This is a genomic window from Billgrantia endophytica (genome assembly GCF_002879615.1).
In the GTDB taxonomy this organism is placed as follows: Bacteria; Pseudomonadota; Gammaproteobacteria; order Pseudomonadales; family Halomonadaceae; genus Halomonas; species Halomonas endophytica.
This window is the reverse complement of record NZ_PNRF01000050.1, coordinates 1-22,623: the sequence shown is the minus strand read 5'-3', so window position 1 is coordinate 22,623 and position 22,623 is coordinate 1. Positions and strand designations below refer to the sequence as shown.

At 63.3% G+C, this 22,623-nt stretch carries 16 protein-coding genes and 1 pseudogene; 9 read left to right on the top strand and 8 right to left on the bottom strand.

Features of this window, described 5'->3' with window-relative positions; translation table 11 throughout:
• Window positions 1–143: 143 nt before the first annotated feature.
• A pseudogene (locus C1H69_RS22815) lies at window positions 144–380 on the top strand (type I phosphoribosyltransferase); the annotation flags it as partial.
• 450 nt (window positions 381–830) lie between these two features.
• Here C1H69_RS22815 and C1H69_RS22810 read toward each other — a convergent pair.
• Together C1H69_RS22810 and C1H69_RS22805 are read right to left on the bottom strand one after the other, a co-directional pair.
• A complete protein-coding gene (locus tag C1H69_RS22810; RefSeq protein ID WP_102655679.1) occupies window positions 831–2,531 on the bottom strand; it encodes an AMP-binding protein in 1,701 nt (566 codons plus the stop codon).
• Between the two features lie 105 nt (window positions 2,532–2,636).
• Window positions 2,637–3,077, bottom strand: coding sequence for a MerR family transcriptional regulator (locus C1H69_RS22805; RefSeq protein ID WP_102655678.1), 441 nt, complete (start codon window positions 3,075–3,077; stop codon window positions 2,637–2,639).
• Between the two features lie 195 nt (window positions 3,078–3,272).
• On the opposite strand from C1H69_RS22805, the gene C1H69_RS22800 reads away from it, so the two are divergent.
• From C1H69_RS22800 to C1H69_RS22780, 5 genes are all read left to right on the top strand, one after another.
• Window positions 3,273–4,439 (top strand): acyl-CoA dehydrogenase family protein, encoded by a 1,167-nt coding sequence (locus C1H69_RS22800; RefSeq protein ID WP_102655677.1) that lies wholly within the window; start codon window positions 3,273–3,275, stop codon window positions 4,437–4,439.
• A gap of 36 nt (window positions 4,440–4,475) precedes the next feature.
• Window positions 4,476–5,630 (top strand): enoyl-CoA hydratase/isomerase family protein, encoded by a 1,155-nt coding sequence (locus C1H69_RS22795; RefSeq protein WP_102655676.1) that lies wholly within the window; start codon window positions 4,476–4,478, stop codon window positions 5,628–5,630.
• Between the two features lie 69 nt (window positions 5,631–5,699).
• On the top strand, window positions 5,700–6,602 hold the full coding sequence (gene mmsB, locus C1H69_RS22790; protein WP_102655675.1) for a 3-hydroxyisobutyrate dehydrogenase: 903 nt from the start codon (window positions 5,700–5,702) through the stop codon (window positions 6,600–6,602).
• Window positions 6,603–6,946: 344 nt separating this feature from the next.
• The gene (locus tag C1H69_RS22785) at window positions 6,947–8,128 is read left to right on the top strand and encodes an acyl-CoA dehydrogenase (protein WP_102655674.1); all 1,182 of its coding nucleotides are present in this window, start codon (window positions 6,947–6,949) and stop codon (window positions 8,126–8,128) included.
• 29 nt (window positions 8,129–8,157) lie between these two features.
• Entirely contained in the window at window positions 8,158–9,378 is a 1,221-nt protein-coding gene (locus C1H69_RS22780) for a CaiB/BaiF CoA transferase family protein (protein ID WP_102655673.1), read from the top strand.
• Between the two features lie 77 nt (window positions 9,379–9,455).
• Here the strand turns inward: C1H69_RS22780 and C1H69_RS22775 are convergent, their stop codons facing one another.
• Window positions 9,456–10,235, bottom strand: coding sequence for a DUF3750 domain-containing protein (locus tag C1H69_RS22775; protein WP_102655672.1), 780 nt, complete (start codon window positions 10,233–10,235; stop codon window positions 9,456–9,458).
• 5 nt (window positions 10,236–10,240) lie between these two features.
• Window positions 10,241–11,074 (bottom strand): posphoenolpyruvate synthetase regulatory kinase/phosphorylase PpsR, encoded by an 834-nt coding sequence (gene ppsR, locus C1H69_RS22770; protein WP_102655671.1) that lies wholly within the window; start codon window positions 11,072–11,074, stop codon window positions 10,241–10,243.
• 247 nt (window positions 11,075–11,321) lie between these two features.
• Here ppsR and ppsA point away from each other — a divergent pair, with 247 nt between their 5' ends.
• Both ppsA and ggt read left to right on the top strand, forming a co-directional pair.
• The gene (gene ppsA / locus C1H69_RS22765) at window positions 11,322–13,694 is read left to right on the top strand and encodes a phosphoenolpyruvate synthase (RefSeq protein WP_102655670.1); all 2,373 of its coding nucleotides are present in this window, start codon (window positions 11,322–11,324) and stop codon (window positions 13,692–13,694) included.
• Between the two features lie 160 nt (window positions 13,695–13,854).
• Complete coding sequence (gene ggt / locus C1H69_RS22760; protein ID WP_165789572.1) at window positions 13,855–15,627, top strand: gamma-glutamyltransferase; 1,773 nt, start codon at window positions 13,855–13,857, stop codon at window positions 15,625–15,627.
• A 20-nt stretch (window positions 15,628–15,647) separates the two neighbouring features.
• Here ggt and C1H69_RS22755 read toward each other — a convergent pair whose 3' ends face one another.
• From C1H69_RS22755 to acnB, 4 genes are all read right to left on the bottom strand, one after another.
• Window positions 15,648–17,531 carry a glycerophosphodiester phosphodiesterase family protein gene (locus C1H69_RS22755; protein ID WP_205738596.1) on the bottom strand — a complete coding sequence of 628 codons (1,884 nt, stop codon included), beginning with the start codon at window positions 17,529–17,531 and terminating at the stop codon, window positions 15,648–15,650.
• Window positions 17,532–17,600: 69 nt separating this feature from the next.
• Entirely contained in the window at window positions 17,601–18,089 is a 489-nt protein-coding gene (gene rraA, locus C1H69_RS22750) for a ribonuclease E activity regulator RraA (protein WP_102655667.1), read from the bottom strand.
• Window positions 18,090–18,284: 195 nt separating this feature from the next.
• Window positions 18,285–18,887 carry a porin family protein gene (locus C1H69_RS22745; RefSeq protein WP_102655666.1) on the bottom strand — a complete coding sequence of 201 codons (603 nt, stop codon included), beginning with the start codon at window positions 18,885–18,887 and terminating at the stop codon, window positions 18,285–18,287.
• A gap of 308 nt (window positions 18,888–19,195) precedes the next feature.
• Entirely contained in the window at window positions 19,196–21,799 is a 2,604-nt protein-coding gene (acnB, locus tag C1H69_RS22740) for a bifunctional aconitate hydratase 2/2-methylisocitrate dehydratase (RefSeq protein WP_102655665.1), read from the bottom strand.
• A gap of 223 nt (window positions 21,800–22,022) precedes the next feature.
• On the opposite strand from acnB, the gene C1H69_RS22735 reads away from it, so the two are divergent.
• Window positions 22,023–22,499, top strand: coding sequence for a DUF1289 domain-containing protein (locus tag C1H69_RS22735; protein WP_240610056.1), 477 nt, complete (start codon window positions 22,023–22,025; stop codon window positions 22,497–22,499).
• Window positions 22,500–22,623 lie beyond the last annotated feature (124 nt).

The window sequence follows — 22,623 nt, the reverse complement described above, 5'->3', positions numbered from 1 at the left end:
AGCGAACCAGAAGAGGGGAGGTAATCACCTTCTCATATGGTAATGAAAAAGGTGTTTGATATAACCTTTAGTTATTGAGGGGTGGATTGTCTCAGCCCGTATTGCAGGGGTATAGTGCGGTGGTGTCTATGTTATCTGCCATCATCCTCGACGAGGGCGCCACCCTGGCGGCCATTCTGGCCTATTGCCGCGAGGCGGGAGCGGCGAGTCTCTCCACCGCCGTGCTGGTGGACAAGCGACACGATCGCAAGGCCGTGCCTGGTCTGCGCGCCGACTACTGCAGCCTGGAAGTCGTCGACCGTTACGTCTTTGGCTTCGGTATGGACTACAAGGGATACTGGCGCAACGCGCCGGGGATCTTTGCGCCGAAAGGACTATAAAAGACAGAAGCCCCCCTGTTGGAGCACCCGGTTTGACGTCTCGACTCTGCGTCGCGACATTATTTTTTGTTTTTTCCCACCCTGTTGGAGCGCCGCTCCGCGTCGCGACTGGTGCCGCAGGCGCCTCGGCGGAGGCCGCTGTGCTGGCAGTTATCACCAACGCAAGGCAACCCCGCGGTCGTGCGATAAATCGTCCTCCTACAGGGTGGCCCATGTCTGCCTTGGAGAGAAAAACCACTGTGGGAGCGCTCGGTTCGACGCCTCGACTTCGCATCGCGACATCGTTTTTTCCCACCCTGTTGGAGCGCCGCTCCGCGTCGCGACTGGCGCCGCGGGCGGCCTTGGCGGAGGCCGCTGTCGTTGGTGGCTATCGCTAACGCGGGCAATCCCTCGGTCGCGAGCTGAGGCTATCTCCGACAGCCTGCTTTTTTCGTCTGTCGCCAGGCCGTATCAGGCCAGGCCCAGCTCGTGGGTCGCTTCCTCGCGCATCTTGAATTTCTGGATCTTGCCGGTGACGGTCATCGGGAATTCGTCGACGAACTTCACGTAGCGCGGCACCTTGTAGTGCGCGATCCTGCCCTTGCAGAACTCCTTCAGTTCGTCGGCGTTCATCTGCTGGCCTTCACCGAGCTTGACCCAGGCCATCACTTCCTCGCCGTACTTCTCGTCGGGCACACCGATCACCTGCACGTCGGAAATGGCGGGATGGGTATAGAGGAAGTCCTCGATCTCTCGCGGGTAGATGTTCTCGCCACCGCGGATGATCATGTCCTTGATGCGGCCGACGATGGCCACATAGCCTTCCTCGTCCATGGTCGCCAGGTCACCGGTGTGCATCCAGCCGGCTCCGTCGATGGACTTGGCGGTAGCCTCTTCATTGTTCCAGTATCCCAGCATCACGCTGTAGCCGCGGGTGCACAGCTCGCCGGTCTCTCCACGGGACACCACGGCGCCGGTCTCGGGGCTGACCAGCTTGACCTCCAGGTGCGGATGGATCGTGCCCACGGTGGTCACGCGCTTGTCCAGCGGGGCGTCGGTCTGGGTCTGGAAGCTGACCGGACTGGTCTCGGTCATGCCGTAGCAGATGGTGACGTCTTCCATGTTCATCTTGTCGATGACCTGTCGCATCACCTCGATGGGACAGATGGAGCCGGCCATGATCCCCGTGCGCAGCGTGGAAAGGTCATACTGCGTAAAATTGGCGTGCTCCAGCTCGGCGATGAACATGGTGGGTACGCCATACAGCGCGGTGGCCTTTTCCTCGGCGACGGCTCTCAGGGTGGCTTCCGGCTCGAAGCCACCTCCCGGATAGATCATGGTGGCACCATGGGTCACGCAGCCCAGGTTCCCCATCACCATGCCGAAGCAGTGGTAGAGGGGAACGGGAATCACCAGACGATCCTTTTCCGTGAACCCCATGGTGCGGGCAACGAAGAAGCCGTTATTGAGAATGTTGTGATGCGATAGCGTGGCACCCTTGGGTGCGCCGGTGGTGCCGGATGTGTACTGGATATTGATCGGATCGTCGAACTGCAGGGTGGCCTGGATGTCGGCCAGGTGTTCTTCCGATACCTCATCGGCATGGGCCAGCATGCTCTGCCAGCTGAACATGCCGGTCAGGGCCAGGTCGGCATCCAGGCAGATGATCCGCTTCAGCTCGGGCAGTGTCGCACAGGAGAAGGTACCGGGCGCGCCGTCGCGCAGCTCGGGTGCCAGTTCCGCCAGGGTACCCACATAGTCGGAGCTTTTGAACTTGCCCTGCAGCACCAGCGTAGAGGCACCCGACTGCTTCAAGGCGTATTCCAGCTCATGGGTTCGGTAGCTGGGATTGATGTTGACCAGCACGGCACCGATCTTGGCGGTGGCGAACTGGGTAATGGTCCACTCGGCACAGTTCGGTGACCAGATACCCACGCGGTCGCCGCGCCTGACTCCGATCGCCAGCATGGCGCGGGCCGCCTGGTTGACCGCCTGCTGCAGCTCTGTCCAGGTGTAGCGAAGGTCCTGGTGAAGGCTCAGCAGGGCGTCGCCGTCCGGAAAGCGTGCAACGGTTTCGTCAAAGCAGTCGCCAATGGTCTGCCCCTTGAGCGGGGTATCGCTGATGCCACTGACATAGCTGTTCTGTACGCGATTCTGAAGTTGGCGTGTCATGGTGTTACCCGTCTTGTTGTTGCAAGTATCGTTGCATGAGTTGACGCAAAGGTTGTCGCGAGGGTTGAGTCAGGTCGGCGGCCTGACAGCGAGGGCGCGCGGTTGTCAGTCCTGGTCCAGCCGGGCCAGAACCTCGCGAGCCCGCACTTCGACGTCATCGAGCTCGCGCTGCATCAAACGGATATCCTCGAGCTGTCGTTCCATGTTGGTACGCTTGTCCGCCAGGATTTCCAGGAGCCGCTTGAGCTGACGCGCATTGCCGTCGGGCATGGCGTCGTACATTTCGATGACTTCACGGATCTCGGCCAATGAGAAGCCCAGCCGTTTGCCGCGCAGGGTCAGCTTCAGGCGTACGCGGTCCTTCTCATGATAGATTCGGGTCTGGCCGCGGCGTTCCGGAGCCAGCAGGCCTTCCTGCTCATAGAATCGGATGGTGCGTGGCGTCACCTCGAACATGCGGGCCAGTTCGCCGATGGAATACGTGCGGCGTTGCCGCGGCAAGCTGCCGTTGGCCACCGATGTGGCTTCCGTATTGAGTGTGCTCATCGCTACCTTCCTGTGATCTGGATGGGGCCCGTCGAACGGTTCCTTCCACTTACCCGCAACACTAGACGACGTTGACGTTAACGTAAAGTGGTTGTAGACCAAGGGAGGTATGCGATAAAACCTAGCAAGTGCTAGGTTGGGTGCTACCACTACCCTTGATCGATGCTCGATCAGCGGGAAACAAGAGGACAACCGATGGACTTCTCCCTGACCGATGATCAGAAGGCGCTCGTTCAGGCGGCAGCCGATTTTACCAGGGCCGAACTGGCCGACCACGCCGCCGAATGGGACGCGACCTCGCATTTCCCTGTCGATGTCATTCGCCGAGCCGGTGAAGCGGGGTTCCTCGGTATCTACACACCCGAAGAGCGCGGTGGGCTGGGGTTGTCTCGCCTGGACGCCTCGCTGATCTTCGAGCAACTCTCGCAAGGCTGCGTCTCGACGACCGCCTATCTTACCATTCACAACATGGTCACCTGGATGGTGGCCAGTTGGGGCAGTGAGGCGTTGCGAGAAAAGTGGGTGCCCCGCCTGGTCAGCGGCGAATGCCTGGGTTGTTACTGTCTCACCGAACCCGGTTCCGGGTCGGACGCGGCCAGCTTGCGGACGAAGGCCGTACGGGATGGCGATGACTATGTCATCAGCGGTTCCAAGATGTTCATCTCGGGTGCTGGCGCCAATGACGTGCTCATCGTCATGGCACGCACCGGTGGGGCCGACAGCGGGGCCGGCGGGGTATCCACGATTCTGGTGCCGGCGGTTGCCGCGGGCATCGACTATGGCAAGAACGAGGAGAAGATGGGCTGGAAGAGCCAGCCGACCCGGCTGGTGAGCTTCGATGAGGTGCGGGTTCCCGTCGGCAACCGCCTGGGGGTCGAAGGAGAGGGCTTCAAACTGGCCATGAAGGGGCTTGACGGCGGGCGGCTGAATATTGCCAGCTGTTCGCTGGGAGCGGCCCAGCAGGCGCTGACGCTTTCCCGTGACTATATGACGGACCGCAAGCAGTTCGGGCGGGAGCTGTCGAGCTTCCAGGCGTTGCAGTTCAAACTTGCCGACATGGCCACCGAACTGACCGCAGCGAGGCTGATGGTGCGTCAGGCAGCGTGGCGTCTCGATCAAGGCGACCCCGAAGCCACGGCCCACTGCGCCATGGCCAAGCGCTTTGCCACCGACGTGGGGTTCAAGGTCTGCAACGAGGCCCTGCAACTGCACGGTGGTTACGGTTATCTCAGGGAGTTCCCGCTGGAGCGTATGGTTCGCGACACGCGAGTCCATCAGATCCTCGAGGGTACCAATGAGATCATGCGCGTCATCATCGCGCGTCGCCTGTTGGCGGATGGTGTGATCGAAGGGCTGCAATAAGCGACAACCTATCATGGCAATCGGGAGAACATTCGCATGACGGATCTTGCGGTCATCTTCGATGAACTGCCCACCCGGGATGGCGGACGAATCGGTGTGGCAACGCTCAACGCACCCAAGTCACTCAACGCCCTCTCGCTGGAAATGGCCCAGCAACTGGCCGCCAAGCTCGACGCCTGGGCGGTGGATCGTAGCGTGGTAGCGGTATGGTTGGAGGGGGCGGGAGAGAAGGCCTTTTGCGCCGGAGGCGACGTCGTGGCGCTGTATCGCTCCATGAGCGAGGAGGGCGAAAACCGCGGCTCAGGCCGCGACAGTGTCTTTGCCGAAACCTACTTCACCACCGAATATCGCCTGGATTACCGTATCCACACCTACCCCAAGCCGCTGTTGCTCTGGGGTGACGGGATCGTCATGGGGGGTGGCCTGGGGCTGATGGCCGGGGCCTCCCAGCGCCTGGTGACCGAAACCACGCGCATCGCCATGCCGGAAATCTCCATCGGGCTTTACCCCGATATTGGCGCGAGCTGGTTCCTCAACCGCATGCCTCCCGGTGTCGGCACCTACCTGGGGCTGACCGGAGCACAGCTCAATGCCCGGGATGCCCTCGACCTGGGCATGGCCGACCATTTCGTGCCCCGCGAGCGCCGCGACGCACTCCTCGAAGCGCTGGGAGAGGCCGATTACGGCAGCCGTAGCCCGCGGGATCTGCGTGCCGGCGTGCAGTCGGTACTCGACGACATGGAGGAGCGGAGCCCAGCGCCCGATGCTCAGGTCTGGCCACATCTCGACCATATCCAGGCACTGGTAGGCCAGGTCGACGCGCCCACGGCTGTGAAGCGGATCCTGCGGGATACCCGAGACGATACCTGGCTTGCCGCCAATCGCGCCCGGCTCGAGGCGGGCAGCCCACTGAGTGCTCATCTGGTTTGGCTCATGCTGGATCGTCATCGTCACACCAGCCTGGCGGACGCCTTCCGCGACGAGTTGAACCTGTCGGTACAATGTTGCCGTCAAGGCGATATCGCCGAGGGTGTTCGTGCCCTGCTGATCGACAAGGACAAGAATCCCCGTTGGCAACACGCCGATGTCGATAGCGTATCCGAGGCTGACCTGCAGGCATTGATGATGCCCATGTGGGGCAGCGAGGAACACCCGCTGCGCGACCTCGGGCTTGGCCAGCGGGTCAACTGAACGCTTGCCGGCACCGGGTGCGGCAAGTCGTGATCAAGACACAATAATGAGAACTCAGGAGCTAGTCGCATGAAAATCGCCTTTATCGGTCTGGGTAACATGGGCGCCCCAATGGCCGCCAATCTGGTCAAGGCTGGCCACGAGGTCAGTGTCTTCGACCTGGTGGACGCCGCCATGAAGAGCCTGGAAAGGGCCGGGGCCCACGCCTGTGCCAGCGCCCAGAGCGCAGCCAACGGCGCTGAAATCGTCATTTCCATGCTGCCGGCGGGCCAGCACGTGCGTCGTCTGTACCTTGGCCGCGAGAATTCACCGGGTCTGTTCGAGGCCCTGGATGGCAAGCCGCTGATCATCGATGCCTCCACCATCTCGCCGGAGGATGCCCGCTTCGTTGGTGATGCCGCCGCCGAGCGTGGCCTGACCTATCTCGATGCCCCCGTTTCCGGTGGTGTGGGCGGCGCCCAGGCAGGCACCCTGACGTTCATCGTCGGCGGCACCGAGTCCGGTTTCGAGCAGGCCAGGCCCGTTCTCGAAGGCATGGGCAAGAATATCTTCCATGCCGGCGAAATCGGCGCAGGCCAGGTCGCCAAGATCTGCAACAACATGCTGCTGGGTATCCTGATGAGCGGTACCGCCGAAGCCTTGGCGCTGGGGGTGAAGAACGGACTCGACCCGGCGGTCCTCTCCGAAATCATGAAGCAGAGCAGTGGCGGCAACTGGGCGCTCAACGTATACAACCCCTGGCCCGGCGTCATGGAAGGTTCTGCGGCCTCACGGGATTACCAGGGCGGTTTCCTGACCGACCTGATGGCCAAGGACCTGGGCCTGGCCTGGGAACTGGCACTGGACAGCAAGGCCGCGGTGCCGATGGGTTCACAGGCGCGCAACCTGTTTGCGCTTCACTCCGCACAGGGCCATGGCGGCAAGGACTTCTCCAGTATCCAGAAGCTCTATCGCGCCGGCGAGGAGGAATGACGCGCAGCAGCCCCCCGGTCGCGAGCTGACGCTGGTTCCGAAGCCTGTTTTTTTACCCTGTGAGAGCGCCGCTTGCGTCGCGACTGGCGCCGCCAGGCGCCTTGGCAGAGGCCGCTTCTTCCTCCCTGTTGGAGCGCCGCTCCGCGTCGCGACTGGCGCCGCCAGGCGCCTTGGCGGAGACCGCTTTTTCCACCCTGTTGGAGCGCCGTTCCGCGTCGCGACTGGCGCCGCCAGGCGCCTTGGCGTCGTTCCAGTATGAGGAAAACCCTCGGACAGGGGTTGGCAGCGACCCCTCTATGGTCTACATTCTCTTAAAATGTAGAAATTTATCGAGGAGAGCCGCCATGAGTCAGATTACCCCCGTCACCTGGGAAGACCCGTTCCGCCTGATCGACCAGCTCGACGAAGATGAGCGCATGGTGCTGCAGACGGCCCACGACTACTGCCAGGACAAGCTCCTGCCTCGCGTACTGGAGGCCAACCGGCACGAACGCTTCGATCGCGAGATCATGAACGAGATGGGCGAGCTCGGTCTGCTTGGCGCCACCCTCGATGGCTATGGCTGCGCCGGCATGAACTACGTGAGCTACGGCCTGATTGCACGTGAGGTGGAACGCGTCGACTCCGGATACCGCAGTGCCATGAGCGTGCAGTCCAGCCTGGTGATGTACCCGATCCACGCGTTCGGTACCGATGCCCAGCGTGAGAAGTACCTGCCAAAGCTGGCCACCGGCGAGTGGGTCGGCTGCTTCGGTCTCACCGAGCCGGACCATGGCTCCGACCCGGGCAGCATGTCCACCCGTGCGGTGCGTACCGACAATGGTTGGCGCCTCAACGGCACCAAGACCTGGATCACCAACTCGCCGATCGCCGATGTATTCGTGGTCTGGGCCCGGGACGAAGAGGGGGTGGTTCGTGGCTTTATCCTCGAGAAGGGCATGGCCGGGCTTTCCGCGCCAAAGATCGAGGGCAAGTTCAGCCTGCGCGCTTCCATCACCGGGCAGATCGCCATCCAGGACGTGGAAGTCTCCGACGACCAGCGCCTGCCCGGCGTCACCGGCCTCAAGGGGCCGTTCTCCTGCCTCAACCGCGCCCGCTTCGGCATTGCCTGGGGCAGCATGGGAGCCGCCGAGGCCTGCTGGCACGCGGCGCGCGAGTACACCCTGGACCGCAAGCAGTTCGGTCGTCCGCTGGCCGCCAACCAGTTGATCCAGAAGAAGCTGGCCGACATGCAGACCGAAATCGCACTCGGCCTGCAGGCGGCGCTGCGCGTGGGCCGCATGATCGACGATGGCCAGTTGGTACCCGAGGCCATTTCGCTGATCAAGCGCAACAACTGCGGCAAGGCGCTGGATATCGCCCGGGTGGCCCGCGACATGCATGGCGGCAACGGCATCTCCGACGAGTACCACGTCATCCGCCACATGATGAACCTCGAGGCGGTGAACACCTACGAAGGCACTCATGATGTTCACGCCCTGATCCTGGGCCGCGCCCAGACCGGCATCCAGGCCTTCGCCAACTGAAGGCGGTTGCCGCAAGGAAAGGAGTCGTCATGAGTGGACCCCTGTCAGGCATCGTGGTGCTGGACATGTCGCGGGTACTGGCCGGCCCCTGGGCCGGTCAGATGCTGGCGGACCTGGGCGCCCGGGTAATCAAGATCGAGCACCCCGGGCGTGGTGACGACACCCGCGGCTGGGGCCCCCCGTGGTTGGCCGGCGACCTGGAAGAGGGACGGGAAGAGGTCGAGCGGGTAGCGGCCTATTACCTGTGCGCCAATCGCGGCAAACAGTCGCTGGCGGTGGATATCGCCAGCGAGAAGGGCCAGGCGCTGATCCGCCAACTGGCCCAGGGCGCCGATATCGTGCTCGAGAACTTCAAGGTTGGCGGCCTGGCCAAGTACGGGCTCGACTACGCCAGCTTGCATGCCCTCAATCCCAGGTTGATTGGCTGCTCGATCACCGGTTTCGGCCAGGACGGGCCCTATGCCCACCGTGCCGGCTACGACTTCATGATCCAGGCGATGGGAGGGCTGATGAGTGTCGGTGGCGAGCCGGACGGCATGCCGATGAAGACCGGTGTGGCCATCACCGATGTCACCACCGGGCTCTACGCCACCATCGGCGTTCTGGCGGCGCTGCACGAACGTGAGCGAACGGGGCTCGGCCGCCATGTGGACGTGGCGTTGCTCGACGTTCAGGTCGCGACTCTGGCCAACCAGTCGCTCAATGCGCTGGTCAGCGGTCGGTCACCGCAGCGCCACGGCAACGCCCATCCCAACATCGTACCCTACCAGGCGTTTGCCTGTGCCGATGGGCACCTGGTCCTCACCGTGGGCAACGACAGCCAGTTCGCTCGGCTCGCCGACCTGTTTGGCCATCCCGAATGGGCCGAGGACCCCGCCTATGCGACCAACGCAGCCCGGGTGGGCAACCGGGACCAGCTGGTGCCACTGATCCAGGCCATATTCCGCACCCGCAAGCGGGACGAGTGGCTGGCCGAGCTGGAAACGCGGGGCATCCCCGCCGGTCCCATCAATACGATCAGTGAAGTCTTCGATGACCCGCAGGTTCGCCACCGGGGCATGCGGCGCCTGTTGAAGCGCGGCAATCTCGAGGTGCCCCAGGTGAGCAACCCGCTGCGTTTCGATGGCGAACCCGCCACCAGCGACGTGGCCCCGCCCAACCTTGGCCAGGACAGCGACACGATACTGGCCGAGATGGGGCTTACGGCGGACGATATCGCCAAGCTGAGGCGGGAAGGCGTGGTGCGTTGATGTGGGAGCGCCCGGTTCGACGCCTCGACCCTGCATCGTGACCGGTACCGCAGGCACCCTGGCGGAGGCCGCCGGGGTTATTCTGCCGCTCGTGGCGGACATTCGGCAGGATCGTTGGTTCCCCGCGCCCCAAGAAGACTCAGCGTGCCCACGCCGGGCAGCTTGGCCCCCAGCGTGCCGGGGTCGATGCCGACGACCAGCCCGCCCAGGTGAACTTCCACGCCGTCGCGCACGCCGGCGGTACCGCCGATATACCCGCCCAGCGAAACTTGAAACCCGGTGCCACCGGGGCTCGGCGCCACGATGCGATCACCCAGGTAATCCTTGCCGATGGCCGTCGGTGGCAGGCTGACGGCGAGGGCGGGCACTTCACGAATCAGCCAGGCAACGAAGGTATTGCTGTTTGGCCCGGGCCACGCTCGATAGCGATCCTGGTACGGATAGTGGGGCAAGGCCTCCTCGATCTGTTCGATGGCCTGCTCGGCCGGGGCACCACAAAGGGTGGCATGCACCTCCGGCGGGCTGCCGAACCAGGCCCTGTCCGGGATGCCTGTGCGTGAAGAGAGGGTGGGGCGCCCCCATCCGGTGACCTGATGAACGGTGTATTCCACGGCTCCCTTCGGCTTGGTGACGACCCAGGCATGCACGGCGAAAATGCCGCGCCAGCCGAACGCCCGCGCGGAGTAGACCTGCACCACGGCGTCTGGAGTCCGTTCCAGATCCGGTGCCAGCCCCGCACTGGTGCGGTCGGCGTTGCGCCAGTCTCCCCGGGGGTCGATATCCCCAAGCCACCACATGAACAGCGGCCCTCCGCCAAGAAGGGCCAGTATCACGGCGATACCAAAGAGACATCGCATGTCGTTCAGCGCGGCGAGAAGCGCCGGCTCAGCCCCGTTTCGGCAATCATTCGAGTGGAAATTTCCTCGACCGAGAAGCGCGTCGTATCGATATAGGGAATATGCATCTGCCGGTAGAGCCCTTCGGCCTGCTCGACCTCCTGGACGCACTGATCCATCGAGCTGTAGCGGCTGTTGGGGCGGCGCTCATGCCGGATGGCAGCCAGCCTGCGCGGGTCGATGGTCAAGCCGAAGAGCTTGTGGCGATGCCGGGCCAGTGCCTTGGGCAGTTTCAGGGAGCCATCCTCGTCGAGATCGTCCTCGGTGAGAGGGTAGTTGGCGGCTCGAATCCCGAACTGCAGCGCCAGATAGAGTGACGTGGGGGTCTTGCCGCAACGCGAGACGCCAACCAGGATCACATCGGCCTTGTTGTACTGGTGGGTGCGTGCCCCATCGTCGTTGTCCAGGGCGAAGTGCACCGACTGGATGCGGTCCATATAGGCTTCATCCTTGCCGATGGAGTGTGTCCGGCCAACGCTGTAGCTGGAATGGGTGCCCAATTCCTGTTCGAGCGGCTTGAGGAAGGTCGAGAAAATGTCGACCTTGAAGCCGATGGCCCCTCGAATCACCTCGCGAATCGCCTCGTCCACGATGGTATCGATGATGATGGGCTGCTCATCGTCGCGCATCGCGGTGGTCGCGATGATGTCGGCCAGTGCGCGTGCCTTCTCGACCGTGTCGATGTAGGGCTTGGTGATCATGCGAATCTCGACGTTCTCGAACTGGGCCAGCAGACTGCGGCCCAGGCTCTCGGCAGTGATGCCGGTGCCGTCGGAAATGAAGAAGGCGGTGCGTGGCATGTGGATCGGCTTCCGTGGAGAGGGATTGCCTCATTGTCAGGGCTGGTGCGATCCCGGGCAAGGCGTCGTATCGTTGGCGCGGCGGCCTTCGTTCACTACAGGAACAGGACAAAAAGGCCAACTGTTGTAAAAATCCACCACTGACTTCGATGTTAGACCAATGGCGAATATGGAAGCGAGAGGGTAAGGTAGCCACCATCGCTTTTTCTGGCCTGGTCATTAGGCATCGAAGTTTCAAGGGGGTCTCGTGGAAGATTACATCCTGTGGTTCGATCAGCTCGGCATGGACGACGTGGATCGTGTCGGTGGCAAGAACGCCTCGCTTGGCGAGATGATCTCCAACCTGTCGGGAGTCGGGGTCACCGTACCTGGCGGCTTTGCCACCACCGCCCACGCCTACCGTGAATTCCTGGCCCATGAAGGCCTCAACGAGCGCATCAACCAGGCACTTGCCCGACTCGATGTCGACGACGTCACCGAACTGGCGAGGGTGGGTGCCGAGGTTCGGCGGTGGGTGATCGACACCCCGCTGCCGCCGGCCTTCGAGGCCGCCCTGGGCGAAGCCTACGACAGGCTGGCCACCCAGCATCCGAATCTCAAGGCGGCGGTGCGCAGTTCCGCCACCGCCGAAGATCTGCCCGACGCCTCCTTTGCCGGCCAGCAGGAAACCTTCCTCAATATCGAAGGCTTCGACAACATCAAGCGTGCCGTACACGAGGTATTTGCCTCGCTGTTCAACGACCGCGCCATCTCCTATCGCGTGCACCGCGGCTATGCCCACGAGAACGTCGCGCTGTCGGCGGGCATCCAGAAGATGGTGCGCTCGGAGACCGGTGCCAGCGGCGTGATGTTCACTCTGGATACCGAATCCGGCTATCGCGATGCCGTTTTCGTCACCGCCTCCTGGGGCCTGGGCGAGACCGTAGTGCAGGGCGCCGTGAACCCCGACGAATTCTACGTGCACAAGCCGACCCTGGCCGCCGGCCGCCCGGCGGTGCTGCGCCGCAATCTCGGCTCCAAGCTGATCAAGATGGTCTACGGTCAGGATGCCAGCGCCGGCAAGTCGGTGGATACGATCGACGTGCCGCTCAAGGACCGCGCCCGTTTCTGCATCAACGACGAGCAGGTGATGGCCTTGGCCCGTCAGGCGATGACCATTGAAGACCACTACGGTCGCCCCATGGATATCGAGTGGGCGCTCGACGGCGATGACAACGAACTCTATATCGTGCAGGCTCGCCCCGAAACCGTGGTATCCCAGCTCGAAGGCGGCAAGCTGGAACGCTTCCACCTCAAGGAGAAGGGCCGCACCCTGGTCACCGGGCGCGCCATCGGTCAGCGCATCGGTCGCGGCGCCGTCAAGGTCGTCTTCAGCCCGGACGACATGGGCAAGGTCAAGCCGGGCGATATCCTCGTCACCGACATGACCGACCCGGACTGGGAGCCGATCATGAAGCGGGCCTCCGCGATCGTCACCAACCGGGGCGGGCGCACCTGCCATGCGGCCATCATCGCCCGTGAGCTGGGCATTCCGGCTGTCGTGGGCTGCGGTGATGCCACCGATATCCTGGAAGACGGCCGCGACGTGACCGTTTCCTGCGCCGAGGGCGATGCCGGCCATGTCTACGAAGGGTTGCTCGATTACGACCGTCGTGTCTCCACCGTCGACGCCATGCCCGACATCCCCTTCAAGATCATGATGAACGTGGGCAACCCGGATCGTGCTTTCGGCTTCGCCGGGCTGCCCCATGCCGGTGTTGGCCTGGCACGGCTCGAATTCATCATCAATCGCATGATCGGCGTGCATCCCAAGGCACTGCTGGAATACGACACACTGCCGCTGGAACTGCAGCAGACCATCGACATGCGCACCGCGGGCTACGCCGATCCGGTCGGTTTCTACGTCGACAAGCTGGTGGAAGGCATCTCCACCCTGGCCGCCGCCTTCTCGCCCCAGCGGGTCATCGTGCGCCTGTCGGACTTCAAGTCCAACGAGTACGAAAACCTCATCGGCGGCAAGCTCTACGAGCCCGGTGAAGAGAATCCCATGCTGGGTTTCCGTGGCGCCTCACGCTATATCTCCGACGCCTTCCGCCCCTGCTTCGAGCTCGAATGCCAGGCACTGAAGCGGGTGCGCGACGAAATGGGCCTGAACAACGTGGAAATCATGGTGCCTTTCGTGCGCACCACCGACGAGGCCCGTGAGGTCGTCGAGCTGCTTCAGGCCAACGGCCTGAAGCGGGGCGACAATGGCCTCAAGGTGATCATGATGTGCGAACTGCCGGCCAATGCGCTGTTGGCTGACGAATTCCTGGAGTATTTCGACGGTTTCTCCATCGGTTCCAATGACCTGACCCAACTCACTCTGGGCCTGGACAGGGACTCCGGCATCGTGGCGCACCTCTTCGACGAGAGGAACCCGGCGGTGCTGAAACTGCTTGCCATGGCGATACAGGCCTGCAAGTCCCAGGGAAAGTATGTCGGCATCTGCGGCCAGGGGCCGTCGGACCACCCCGATCTGGCGAAATGGCTGATGGAACAGGGCATCGACTCCGTCTCACTGAACCCCGACGCGGTGCTCGAGACCTGGTTCATGCTGGCGGGTGAAACGATCGACTGATGAGTCGGCCAACGTGTAGGCATGGCCCGGCTGGCAGTCGTCAGCCGGGTTTTTTTTGCCTATGCTGTATAGCTCTTACATGGAGTTACCGAGGGCCCTTGTTATGGATTTCCAGTCAGTTACTGTACGTCGATGTTGGTTCGTGAGTGTTACCTCGGCGATGGTATTAGGGCTGCCATTGCTGGCCCAGGCCAACGTTGCCTTTCAGTATCAGGACCCCGCTATCGCACCGGAAGTCGCGTCCGGTTACACCGAAAAGCCCGGCTGGGCGACCGAGCGGTTTGCGGTGGCTGCAGCCAACCCCCTGGCCACCGATGCGGGCTATCAGGTCCTCAGGGCCGGGGGCTCGGCGGTGGACGCCGCCATCGCCGTACAGATGGTGCTGACCCTGGTGGAGCCCCAGTCGAGCGGGATTGGTGGCGGGGCCTTCCTGATGCACTACGACGGCAGCGATGTCACGGCCTTCGACGGTCGTGAAACGGCACCCAAGGCCGCCAGCGAGTCGCTGTTGATGGACGGGGAAGGAGAGTCGCTGGCCTTCATGGACGCGGCAGCCAGCGGCCTGTCCGTTGGCGTGCCGGGAACCGTTCGCATGCTCGAGCTGGCCCATGCCAAGCATGGCAAGCTTCCCTGGGCGGATCTGTTCGCACCGGCGATTTCCCTCGCCGAACAGGGGTTCGAGGTGAGCCCGCGGCTGGCGACCAGCCTGGCTGGCGAAGACTACCTGCGTGACGACCCCCTGGCATCCGCCTTCTATTACGACGAGAACGGCGAGCCCCTGCAGGCAGGCCACCGGCTGCAGAACCCGGCTCTGGCAGCCATCCTGCGTGAGATCGCCGGGCATGGCAGTGAGGCACTCCACGAGGGCAGCATTGCCGAAGACCTGGTAGCACGGGTCCAATCCCACGAGCGGCGCCCCGGCGCCATCTCACTGAATGATCTGGCCAGCTACGAAGCCAAGGCACGGGATCCGCTATGCAACGACTGGCAGGCCTATCGGATTTGCGGCTTCCCGCCCCCGTCTTCGGGCCACCTGACCATCATGCAGATACTCGGGACCATGGAGCATCTGCCAGCGATCGACCAGCCCCTGGTCGACGGCCGGCCGAGTGACGAGTGGCTGCACCAGTTCCTCGAGGCGTCGCGTCTCTCCTTCGCCGATCGCGGGAGGTACATCGCCGATCCCGACTTCGTCACCCCCCCGGGAGGCGACTGGTCGAGCATGCTGGATTCCGACTACCTGGCCAGCCGCGCCGAACTGATCGGCGAGCGGAGCATGGGGCCCGATGGGGCGGAGCCCGGCAACCCCGGCGATCTGGAAGTCGCCTGGGCCGTGCAGCCCAGCCAGCCGGAATACGGCACCAGCCATATCAGCATCATCGACGAGCATGGCAATGCCCTGGCCATGACCACCACCATCGAAGCGGCGTTCGGCTCACGGATTCTGGTCGACGGAGGCACCGGCCTGGCCGGCGGGTATCTGCTCAACAACGAGCTCACCGACTTCTCGTTTCTACCGCTTGATGCCGATGGCACGCCCATCGCGAATCGCGTGGAGCCAGGGAAGCGGCCGCGTTCCAGCATGAGTCCGACACTGGTGTTCGACAGCGACAGCGGTGAGCTGATCGCCAGCCTGGGTTCTCCGGGCGGAGCGGCCATCATTCATTACACCGCCAAGGCGCTGGTCGCCATGCTCGACTGGGGGCTGGACGCCCAGGAAGCGCTGAACCTGCCACACGCCATCACACTGGGTGGGCCGGTGGTGCTGGAAGAAGGGCGGTTCCCCGACTCGACGCTGCAAGCCTTGAACGAGCTGGGTCACGACGCCAGTGAGGGAGAGCTGACCAGCGGCCTCCAGGCGATCGAGCGGACGGACGACGGCTTTTTCGGGGGCGCCGACCCGCGCCGCGAAGGCGTCGTGATGGGAGAGTGAGGCAAACACCGTGGTTCGTGTCAGCCGCGCAACCAGTTGCGCAGCTTGACCAGCAGTAGCGCACCATCACCGAGCTCACGGCGGTCGTCGATGAGCTCGGTGAGCCGTTCCGGATAGTCCGTGATGATGGCATTGGCGCCCAGGTCGATTATCTGGGACATTCGCGCGCTATCATTGACTGTCCAGGCATGCACTTCATAACCGAACAGGTTGGCCAGACGGATCTCGTTCTCGGTAATGCGATTATGACGCAGGCCCAGCGCATCGAAGCCGCGCCGCTCCAGGGTACCCGGCATGACCAGCTGCGCCAGCAGGGTGACACGCAGCTCGGGCTCCCGCCGCTTGACTTCCTCCACCACCCAGGGGGACATGACCGCCAGCCGTGTCTCACCGATGACATCCGGATCTCCGCAGTGGCCCGTCGACCAGCCCGGGGCGGTCAGGTCGTGACAGACCCGCCGGGACGCCGCCTCGTGCCTGAGCGAGGCGATGACGGCCTCGACCAGTGCCACCTCTTCACCGGGATTGGGCTTCATGTCGATCATCAGCGCGTTGCGCCCTCGAACCGTGGCCAGGGCCTCGTCCAGGGTGGGAATGCGCTCGCCAACGTACGCATCGCCAAACCAGCTGCCCACATCGAATTGCTGCAATTCGTCCAATGTCAGCTCATGAACGTTGCGCGGATCGCCGGTCAACCGCTGAAGGCTGCGATCATGGTACACCACCACCTCGCCATCGCCGGTCAGGCGTACGTCGATCTCCACATAGTGGGCACGGTCCTCAATGGCCCGCTCGATGGCGGACAGCGTATTCTCGGGAGCCGCCATCGAACTGCCCCGGTGGGCAATGATGGTCACGTCATCACGCAGCTCGAAGCTGTTGACCACCCACCACGCCTGTACCAGGGCGAAAAGCACCACCGCCATTTCCACGCCCCAGGCAAGTCGTCCCGGATGGGCATCCGGCGGCGGTGGGGCCGGACGTGGCTCGCGGTGGGCCAGCCGTAGATAAAGGCACGCCGACAGCAGGGCGTTGGCGGCGATACCAATGAACGCAATGGCGAGCGTCACCAGCACATAGCCGGTGACGTAGGCCAGCATGGCCGGTATCAACACCGCATTGCGTTCCGGTAGCCACCACAGCATGGGGGTGAAGAGACGGTCGAATATCCCGCTGGCAACGAACGGCAGGGCGATGATCACCAGCAGCATGACGATAACGGTCATCGCGACCTGGCCCTTGCGGCCCCGGGTCAACTCACGGCTGCGGGCCAGCGCCGCCATGGGCGACAGATTCTCCAGCGTCACGATCGGTAGCGCCAGTATCCAGCGGAAGTAGAGCATGGCCGCCACGAAGGCCCAGCCTGCGGCCAGGGGGACGGCAACGCCCAGGTATTGCCACAGTGCCGGCGGGCGAACCCGCAGCACATAGTAGGGGTCCAGGCCGCCGATGAAGACACCATGGAGCCAACCGAGCAGAAGGGCGACAGGTATGACCAGCAGCAGGTGAGCCCCGACCTGCACCACTACCAGGCCAGAGAGCGCGGGCAGCCGCCTCAGGGTCTGCCACAGCGCCACGAAGGCAAGCTGGTAATGGTTGTCGCGGCGCCGAATCGCCACGAGGATCATTCCCGCCTGCTGCAGATAGAGCACCAGAAATGTCAGCCCGATGGCCGCCAGCAACCAGAATATGCCGCCGGGGCTGAGCAGCAGGTTCATCAGTTCGGCATTGGTAATGACCGGCCTGTCGAAGCGTCTCAACAGGCCGGTCAGCGTCCAAGCCACCGCGGGCAACAGCAGGCTGGATGCCAGCAGGGTGAAGAACAGGTGGTAGGCCACCAGGGGCCGCAAGTGCTCGCGCAGCGTGTGCAGCACGTCCACGCCGAGCGTCCTTGGGGTTAGCACGATGGTGAGTCGTTCCGTATCATACCGTTAGAGTGGCACTGAAAATGCGAATAGGGCAAGACCATCGCCTCACCCCTCCAGGTCAAGACGCTCCTCGGCCACCACGATGCCGTTGTTATCCGCATAGAGCCACTGCCCGGGTGTCAGGGTCACTCCCGCGAAGGTCACCGCCACATCCCGCTGACCTTCACCGCGCTTGTCGCTCCTGCGCGGATGGGAGCCCAGCGCCTGGACTCCCAGGTCGGTTTCGGCCAGCACGTCCACATCGCGAACACAGCCGTACAGCACCACGCCGGACCAGCCATTGTCGACGGCCTGCTCGGCGAGCATGTCGCCCAGCATCGCACAGCGATGCGAACCACCGGCGTCCACCACCAGCACGGCTCCGTCCCCCGGTTCTGCTACCGCCTCCTTGACCAGCGAATTGTCCTCGAAGCACTTCACGGTCCGCACGGGACCACAGAAGGCCTCATGGCCGCCGAAATTGACGAATACGGGGTCCAGCACCTGGACCTCGGGGTAGGCATCGCAGATATCGGGAGTAACGATGGCGCTCATGGTGTGCTCCTTGCTCGAGTGATCGAAACCCGATGATGCCACAGATCCCAGCGAGTAGGAGCCGGCGTCAGCTCGCGACCGCTGTTGGAGCTGGAGTCAGCTCGCGACTGCGGGGTCGCCTGCGCTGGCGACAACTGCCAGCACTGAGGCCTCCGCCAGGCGCCTGATGGCGCCAGTCGCGACGCACAGCGGCGCTCAGAAACGCAGCCCCACCGAGGCGGTGAAGGTGTCGATGGTGTAGTCGCTGTCGAAGTCGTAGCGCTCGTACTCGGCCCGGATCATGACGGGGTTGAAGTTGAACTGGGCGCCGAGGCCATAGACCGGGTCGAAACCGTCGTTGTCCTCCAGGTCGACGCTGGCATCGCCCAGGTTGCCTTCGACATTGGTTTCCCAGCTGGCCGCACCTATCTTGGCGAAGGGGGTGAACCAAGGGGTGACCGGTAGCTGACCGACCAGGCTGGCGCCGTAGGCGGTGGATTCCAGGTCGGCACTGGCGCCGTCATCGCCGCGCAGCCGTACCTTGCCCAGGTCGGCATAGAACGCTTCGGCGGCCAGGTAGCGGTTGAACTGATAGCCGACAAACCCCTTCCAGACGTTGTCGTCATCGTCGAGGCTGAAGTTGCGGCCGCCACTCTCGATGAAGTTGTCGACGTCCTCGCGATCATTCTCCAGCGAGCTGAAGCCCGTGGCGACGCCGAGATAGGCATATTGGTTGACGTTGGGGTTGGCGAGAGTGGCATTGGCTGCCAGCAGTGTGGTAGTTGCAAACGAAGCCGTCAGTAATGGTCTGAATAACATGTTTTTTTTCTCCTTGATGCTTCTTGCCTTCCTGTCCCTGGCTTTTCGCATCATGCGGCCACGCGACGAAACGTCGCTATCATCACATATGACATCATTAACGTAGTCTCGTGGCATGTAGCCCTCAAGCCGACTTCGGTAACGAAGGGTGCTTTGCCATCGAGTTCATGCCGCCACCTTTCGGCGACGCATAAAAAAAGCGCCCCGAGCGGGGGCGCTTTGGTCATCGGCTCCGGCCGCCACCGCAGTGGGGACCTTCGATGTTGCGAGCATCGGAGTCGAAAGGTGGATTCCGGAACCGCAGCCTATCAGGCTTCCTGGGCTACGGGAATCACATTCGAGGCGGCTTTCTGATACTCCTCGATTTCATGGAAGTTCATGTAACGATAGATCTCGCCGGCCATCGCGTCGAATTCCCCCATGTAACGCTGGTATTCCGCGACCGTCGGTAGGCGGCCTTCAACGGCGGCCACCGCGGCAAGCTCGGCAGAGGCCAGATAGACGTTGGCGCCATCGCCCAGACGGTTGGGGAAGTTGCGGGTCGAGGTGGAGACGACGGTGCTCTTGGCGGCGACACGCGCCTGGTTACCCATGCACAGGGAGCAGCCCGGCATTTCCATGCGTGCACCGGCGCGACCGTAGATGCCGTAGTAGCCTTCCTCGGTCAGCTGGTGCTGGTCCATCTTGGTTGGCGGTGCCAGCCACAGGCGGGTCTTCAGGCTGCCGGCCGGCTGCTTCTCGAGCAGCTTGCCCGCGGCGCGGAAGTGGCCGATGTTGGTCATGCACGAACCGATGAAGACCTCGTCGATCGTCTCGCCGGCAACCTCCGAGAGCAGGCGGGCGTCATCCGGATCGTTCGGCGCACAGAGGATCGGCTCCTTGATTTCGTCGAGGTCGATCTCGATGACTTCGGCGTACTCGGCGTCGGCATCGGCACGCATCAGGCTCGGGTTGGCCAGCCACTCTTCCATCGCCTGGATACGACGGCTGATGGTGCGCTCGTCGCCGTAGCCGTTGCTGATCATCCACTTCAGCAGGGTAATGTTGGAGTTCAGGTACTGGGCCACGCTCTCTTCGGAGAGGGTGATGGTACAGCCGGCGGCGGAACGCTCGGCGGATGCATCGGAAAGCTCGAAAGCCTGCTCGACGGTGAGGTCGTCGAGGCCTTCGATCTCCAGCACGCGGCCGGAGAAGGCGTTCTTCTTGCCCGCCTTGGCCACGGTCAGCAGGCCGTGCTTGATCCCGTAGTAGGGAATGGCATGGACCAGGTCGCGCAGGGTGACGCCCGGCTGGCGCTTGCCCTTGAAGCGAACCAGAACCGACTCCGGCATGTCCAGCGGCATGACGCCAGTGGCGGCGGCGAAGGCCACCAGGCCGGAGCCCGCCGGGAAGGAGATGCCCATCGGGAAGCGGGTGTGGGAGTCGCCGCCGGTACCCACGGTATCGGGCAGCAGCATGCGGTTCAGCCAGCTGTGGATGATACCGTCGCCCGGGCGCAGCGAAACGCCGCCGCGGTTCATGATGAAGTCGGGCAGGGTGTGGTGGGTGTCCACGTCGACCGGCTTCGGATAGGCGGCGGTGTGACAGAAGGACTGCATCACCAGGTCGGCCTGGAAGCCCAGGCAAGCCAGGTCCTTCAGCTCGTCACGGGTCATCGGACCGGTGGTGTCCTGGGAGCCCACGGTGGTCATCTTCGGCTCGCAGTACATGCCCGGACGCACGCCGTCCATGCCGCAGGCGTGGCCGACCATCTTCTGCGCCAGGGTATAACCCTTGCCGGTGTCCTTCGGCTGCTCGGGCAGGCGGAAGACGTCGGACGGAGCCAGGCCCAGGGACTCGCGTGCCTTGGTGGTCAAGCCGCGTCCGATGATCAGCGGAATGCGGCCGCCGGCACGCACTTCGTCGAGGATCAACTGGGTCTTGAGCTCGAAGGTGGACACGACCTCATCGGTGCCGTGCTTGCACACCTTGCCTTCATAGGGATAGATGTCGATGACATCGCCCATCGCCATGTTGGAGACATCCATCTCGATGGGCAGGGCGCCGGAATCTTCCATGGTGTTGAAGAAGATGGGCGCGATCTTGCCACCGAAGCAGAAGCCGCCGGCACGCTTGTTCGGAACGAACGGAATGTCGTCGCCGAAGAACCACAGTACGGAGTTGGTCGCGGACTTGCGCGAAGAGCCGGTGCCGACCACGTCGCCCACATAGGCGACCGGGAAGCCCTTGGCCTTCACCTCCTCGATCTGCTTGAGCGGGCCGGTGGTGCCGGGCGCTTCCGGCTCGATGCCGTCACGCTCGTTCTTGAGCATGGCATTGGCATGCAGCGGGATGTCAGGGCGCGACCAGGCATCCGGGGCGGGGGAGAGGTCGTCGGTATTGGTCTCGCCAGTCACCTTGAACACGGTCAGGGTGATCTTCTCGGCCAGCGCCGGCTTGGAGAGGAACCACTCGGCCTCGGCCCAGGACTGCATCACATCCTTGGCCACGGCGTTACCGGACCGGGCGCGTTCTTCCACGTCATGGAAGGCATCGAACATCAGCAGGGTGTGCTTGAGCTGCTCGCCGACTTCCTTGGCCAGGTCGGCATCGTCCAGCAGCTCGACCAGCGAGACGATATTGTAGCCGCCCTGCATGGTGCCCAGCAGCTTGACGGCATGGACCTTGTCGATCAGCGGGGATGCTGCTTCGCCCTTGGCGACAGCGGTGAGGAAACCGGCCTTGACATAGGCCGCTTCGTCCACGCCCGGGGGAACGCGATTGGTCAGCAGGTCGAGGATGAACTCCTCTTCGCCGGCAGGCGGGTTCTTCAGCAGGTCGACTAGCGCAGCGGCCTGTTCGGCGTTCAGCGGCTTCGGTGGGACGCCCTCGGCGGCGCGTTCCTCGACATGCTGGCGATAGGCTTCAATCACGTGGGGGCCCTCATCTGTTGTGGTGGTCGAAGCGCGCCGATACGACGACGAAAATCGGCGAAATGGCCGCTTTGACTCGTGAAACAACCGTAATCATTGGGTGCCGCGATTCTACGTCAAACTGTCGACAATGTTAAGGCGGCCCCGCGACGGGAACCTTGAACTTTGGTCGGCGGGATGTCGGCTCGGCTACAGGATGCCATCCGATGTCAGGCGCGTTACCATGGCAGCCCAACTGGATCGAGGGAGCGAAATGGGCGCCATCATCACGTCGCCATGCGTGGGGCTCTGTTCGACGACGCTGGGCGATTCCGTGTGTCGCGGCTGCCAGCGGGGCGATGTCGAGATATGCGACTGGTTCGGCCTGTCAGCCGATGAAAGAGCGGTGCGCATGGCCGAGCTGGATACGCTGCGAGCCACCGTTGCCGCTCGCTACCTGCGTGTGGTCGACCCCGGCTGCCTCGAAGAGCAACTGCGCCGCCACCGCATTCGCTTCCGTCCCGAGCAGCCACCGCTCTCGCGAGCCATGGAGCTGCTGCGAATAGGGCGGGGAAGAATACAGGAACTGTCGTGTTACGGCCTTGAGCCGTGCGAACCGGTTGCCGGGCTGCGGGTGGGCGAACTGCACGACCTGTTGATCGTTGCCTTGAACGAGGCCGCCGAAAACAGGCGACAGGCGCAACTGACGGCGAATGGCTGACGATCTCACCATTTCCTGCAACTTGCGCTGCTAGGCTTTGTACGAAAAGTCGACGAGCGATGGTCAGACAAGGCAAAAATCGGCGACAAATCGGCAGGAAAGCCGATTTGGGCAGCTCCGCTGC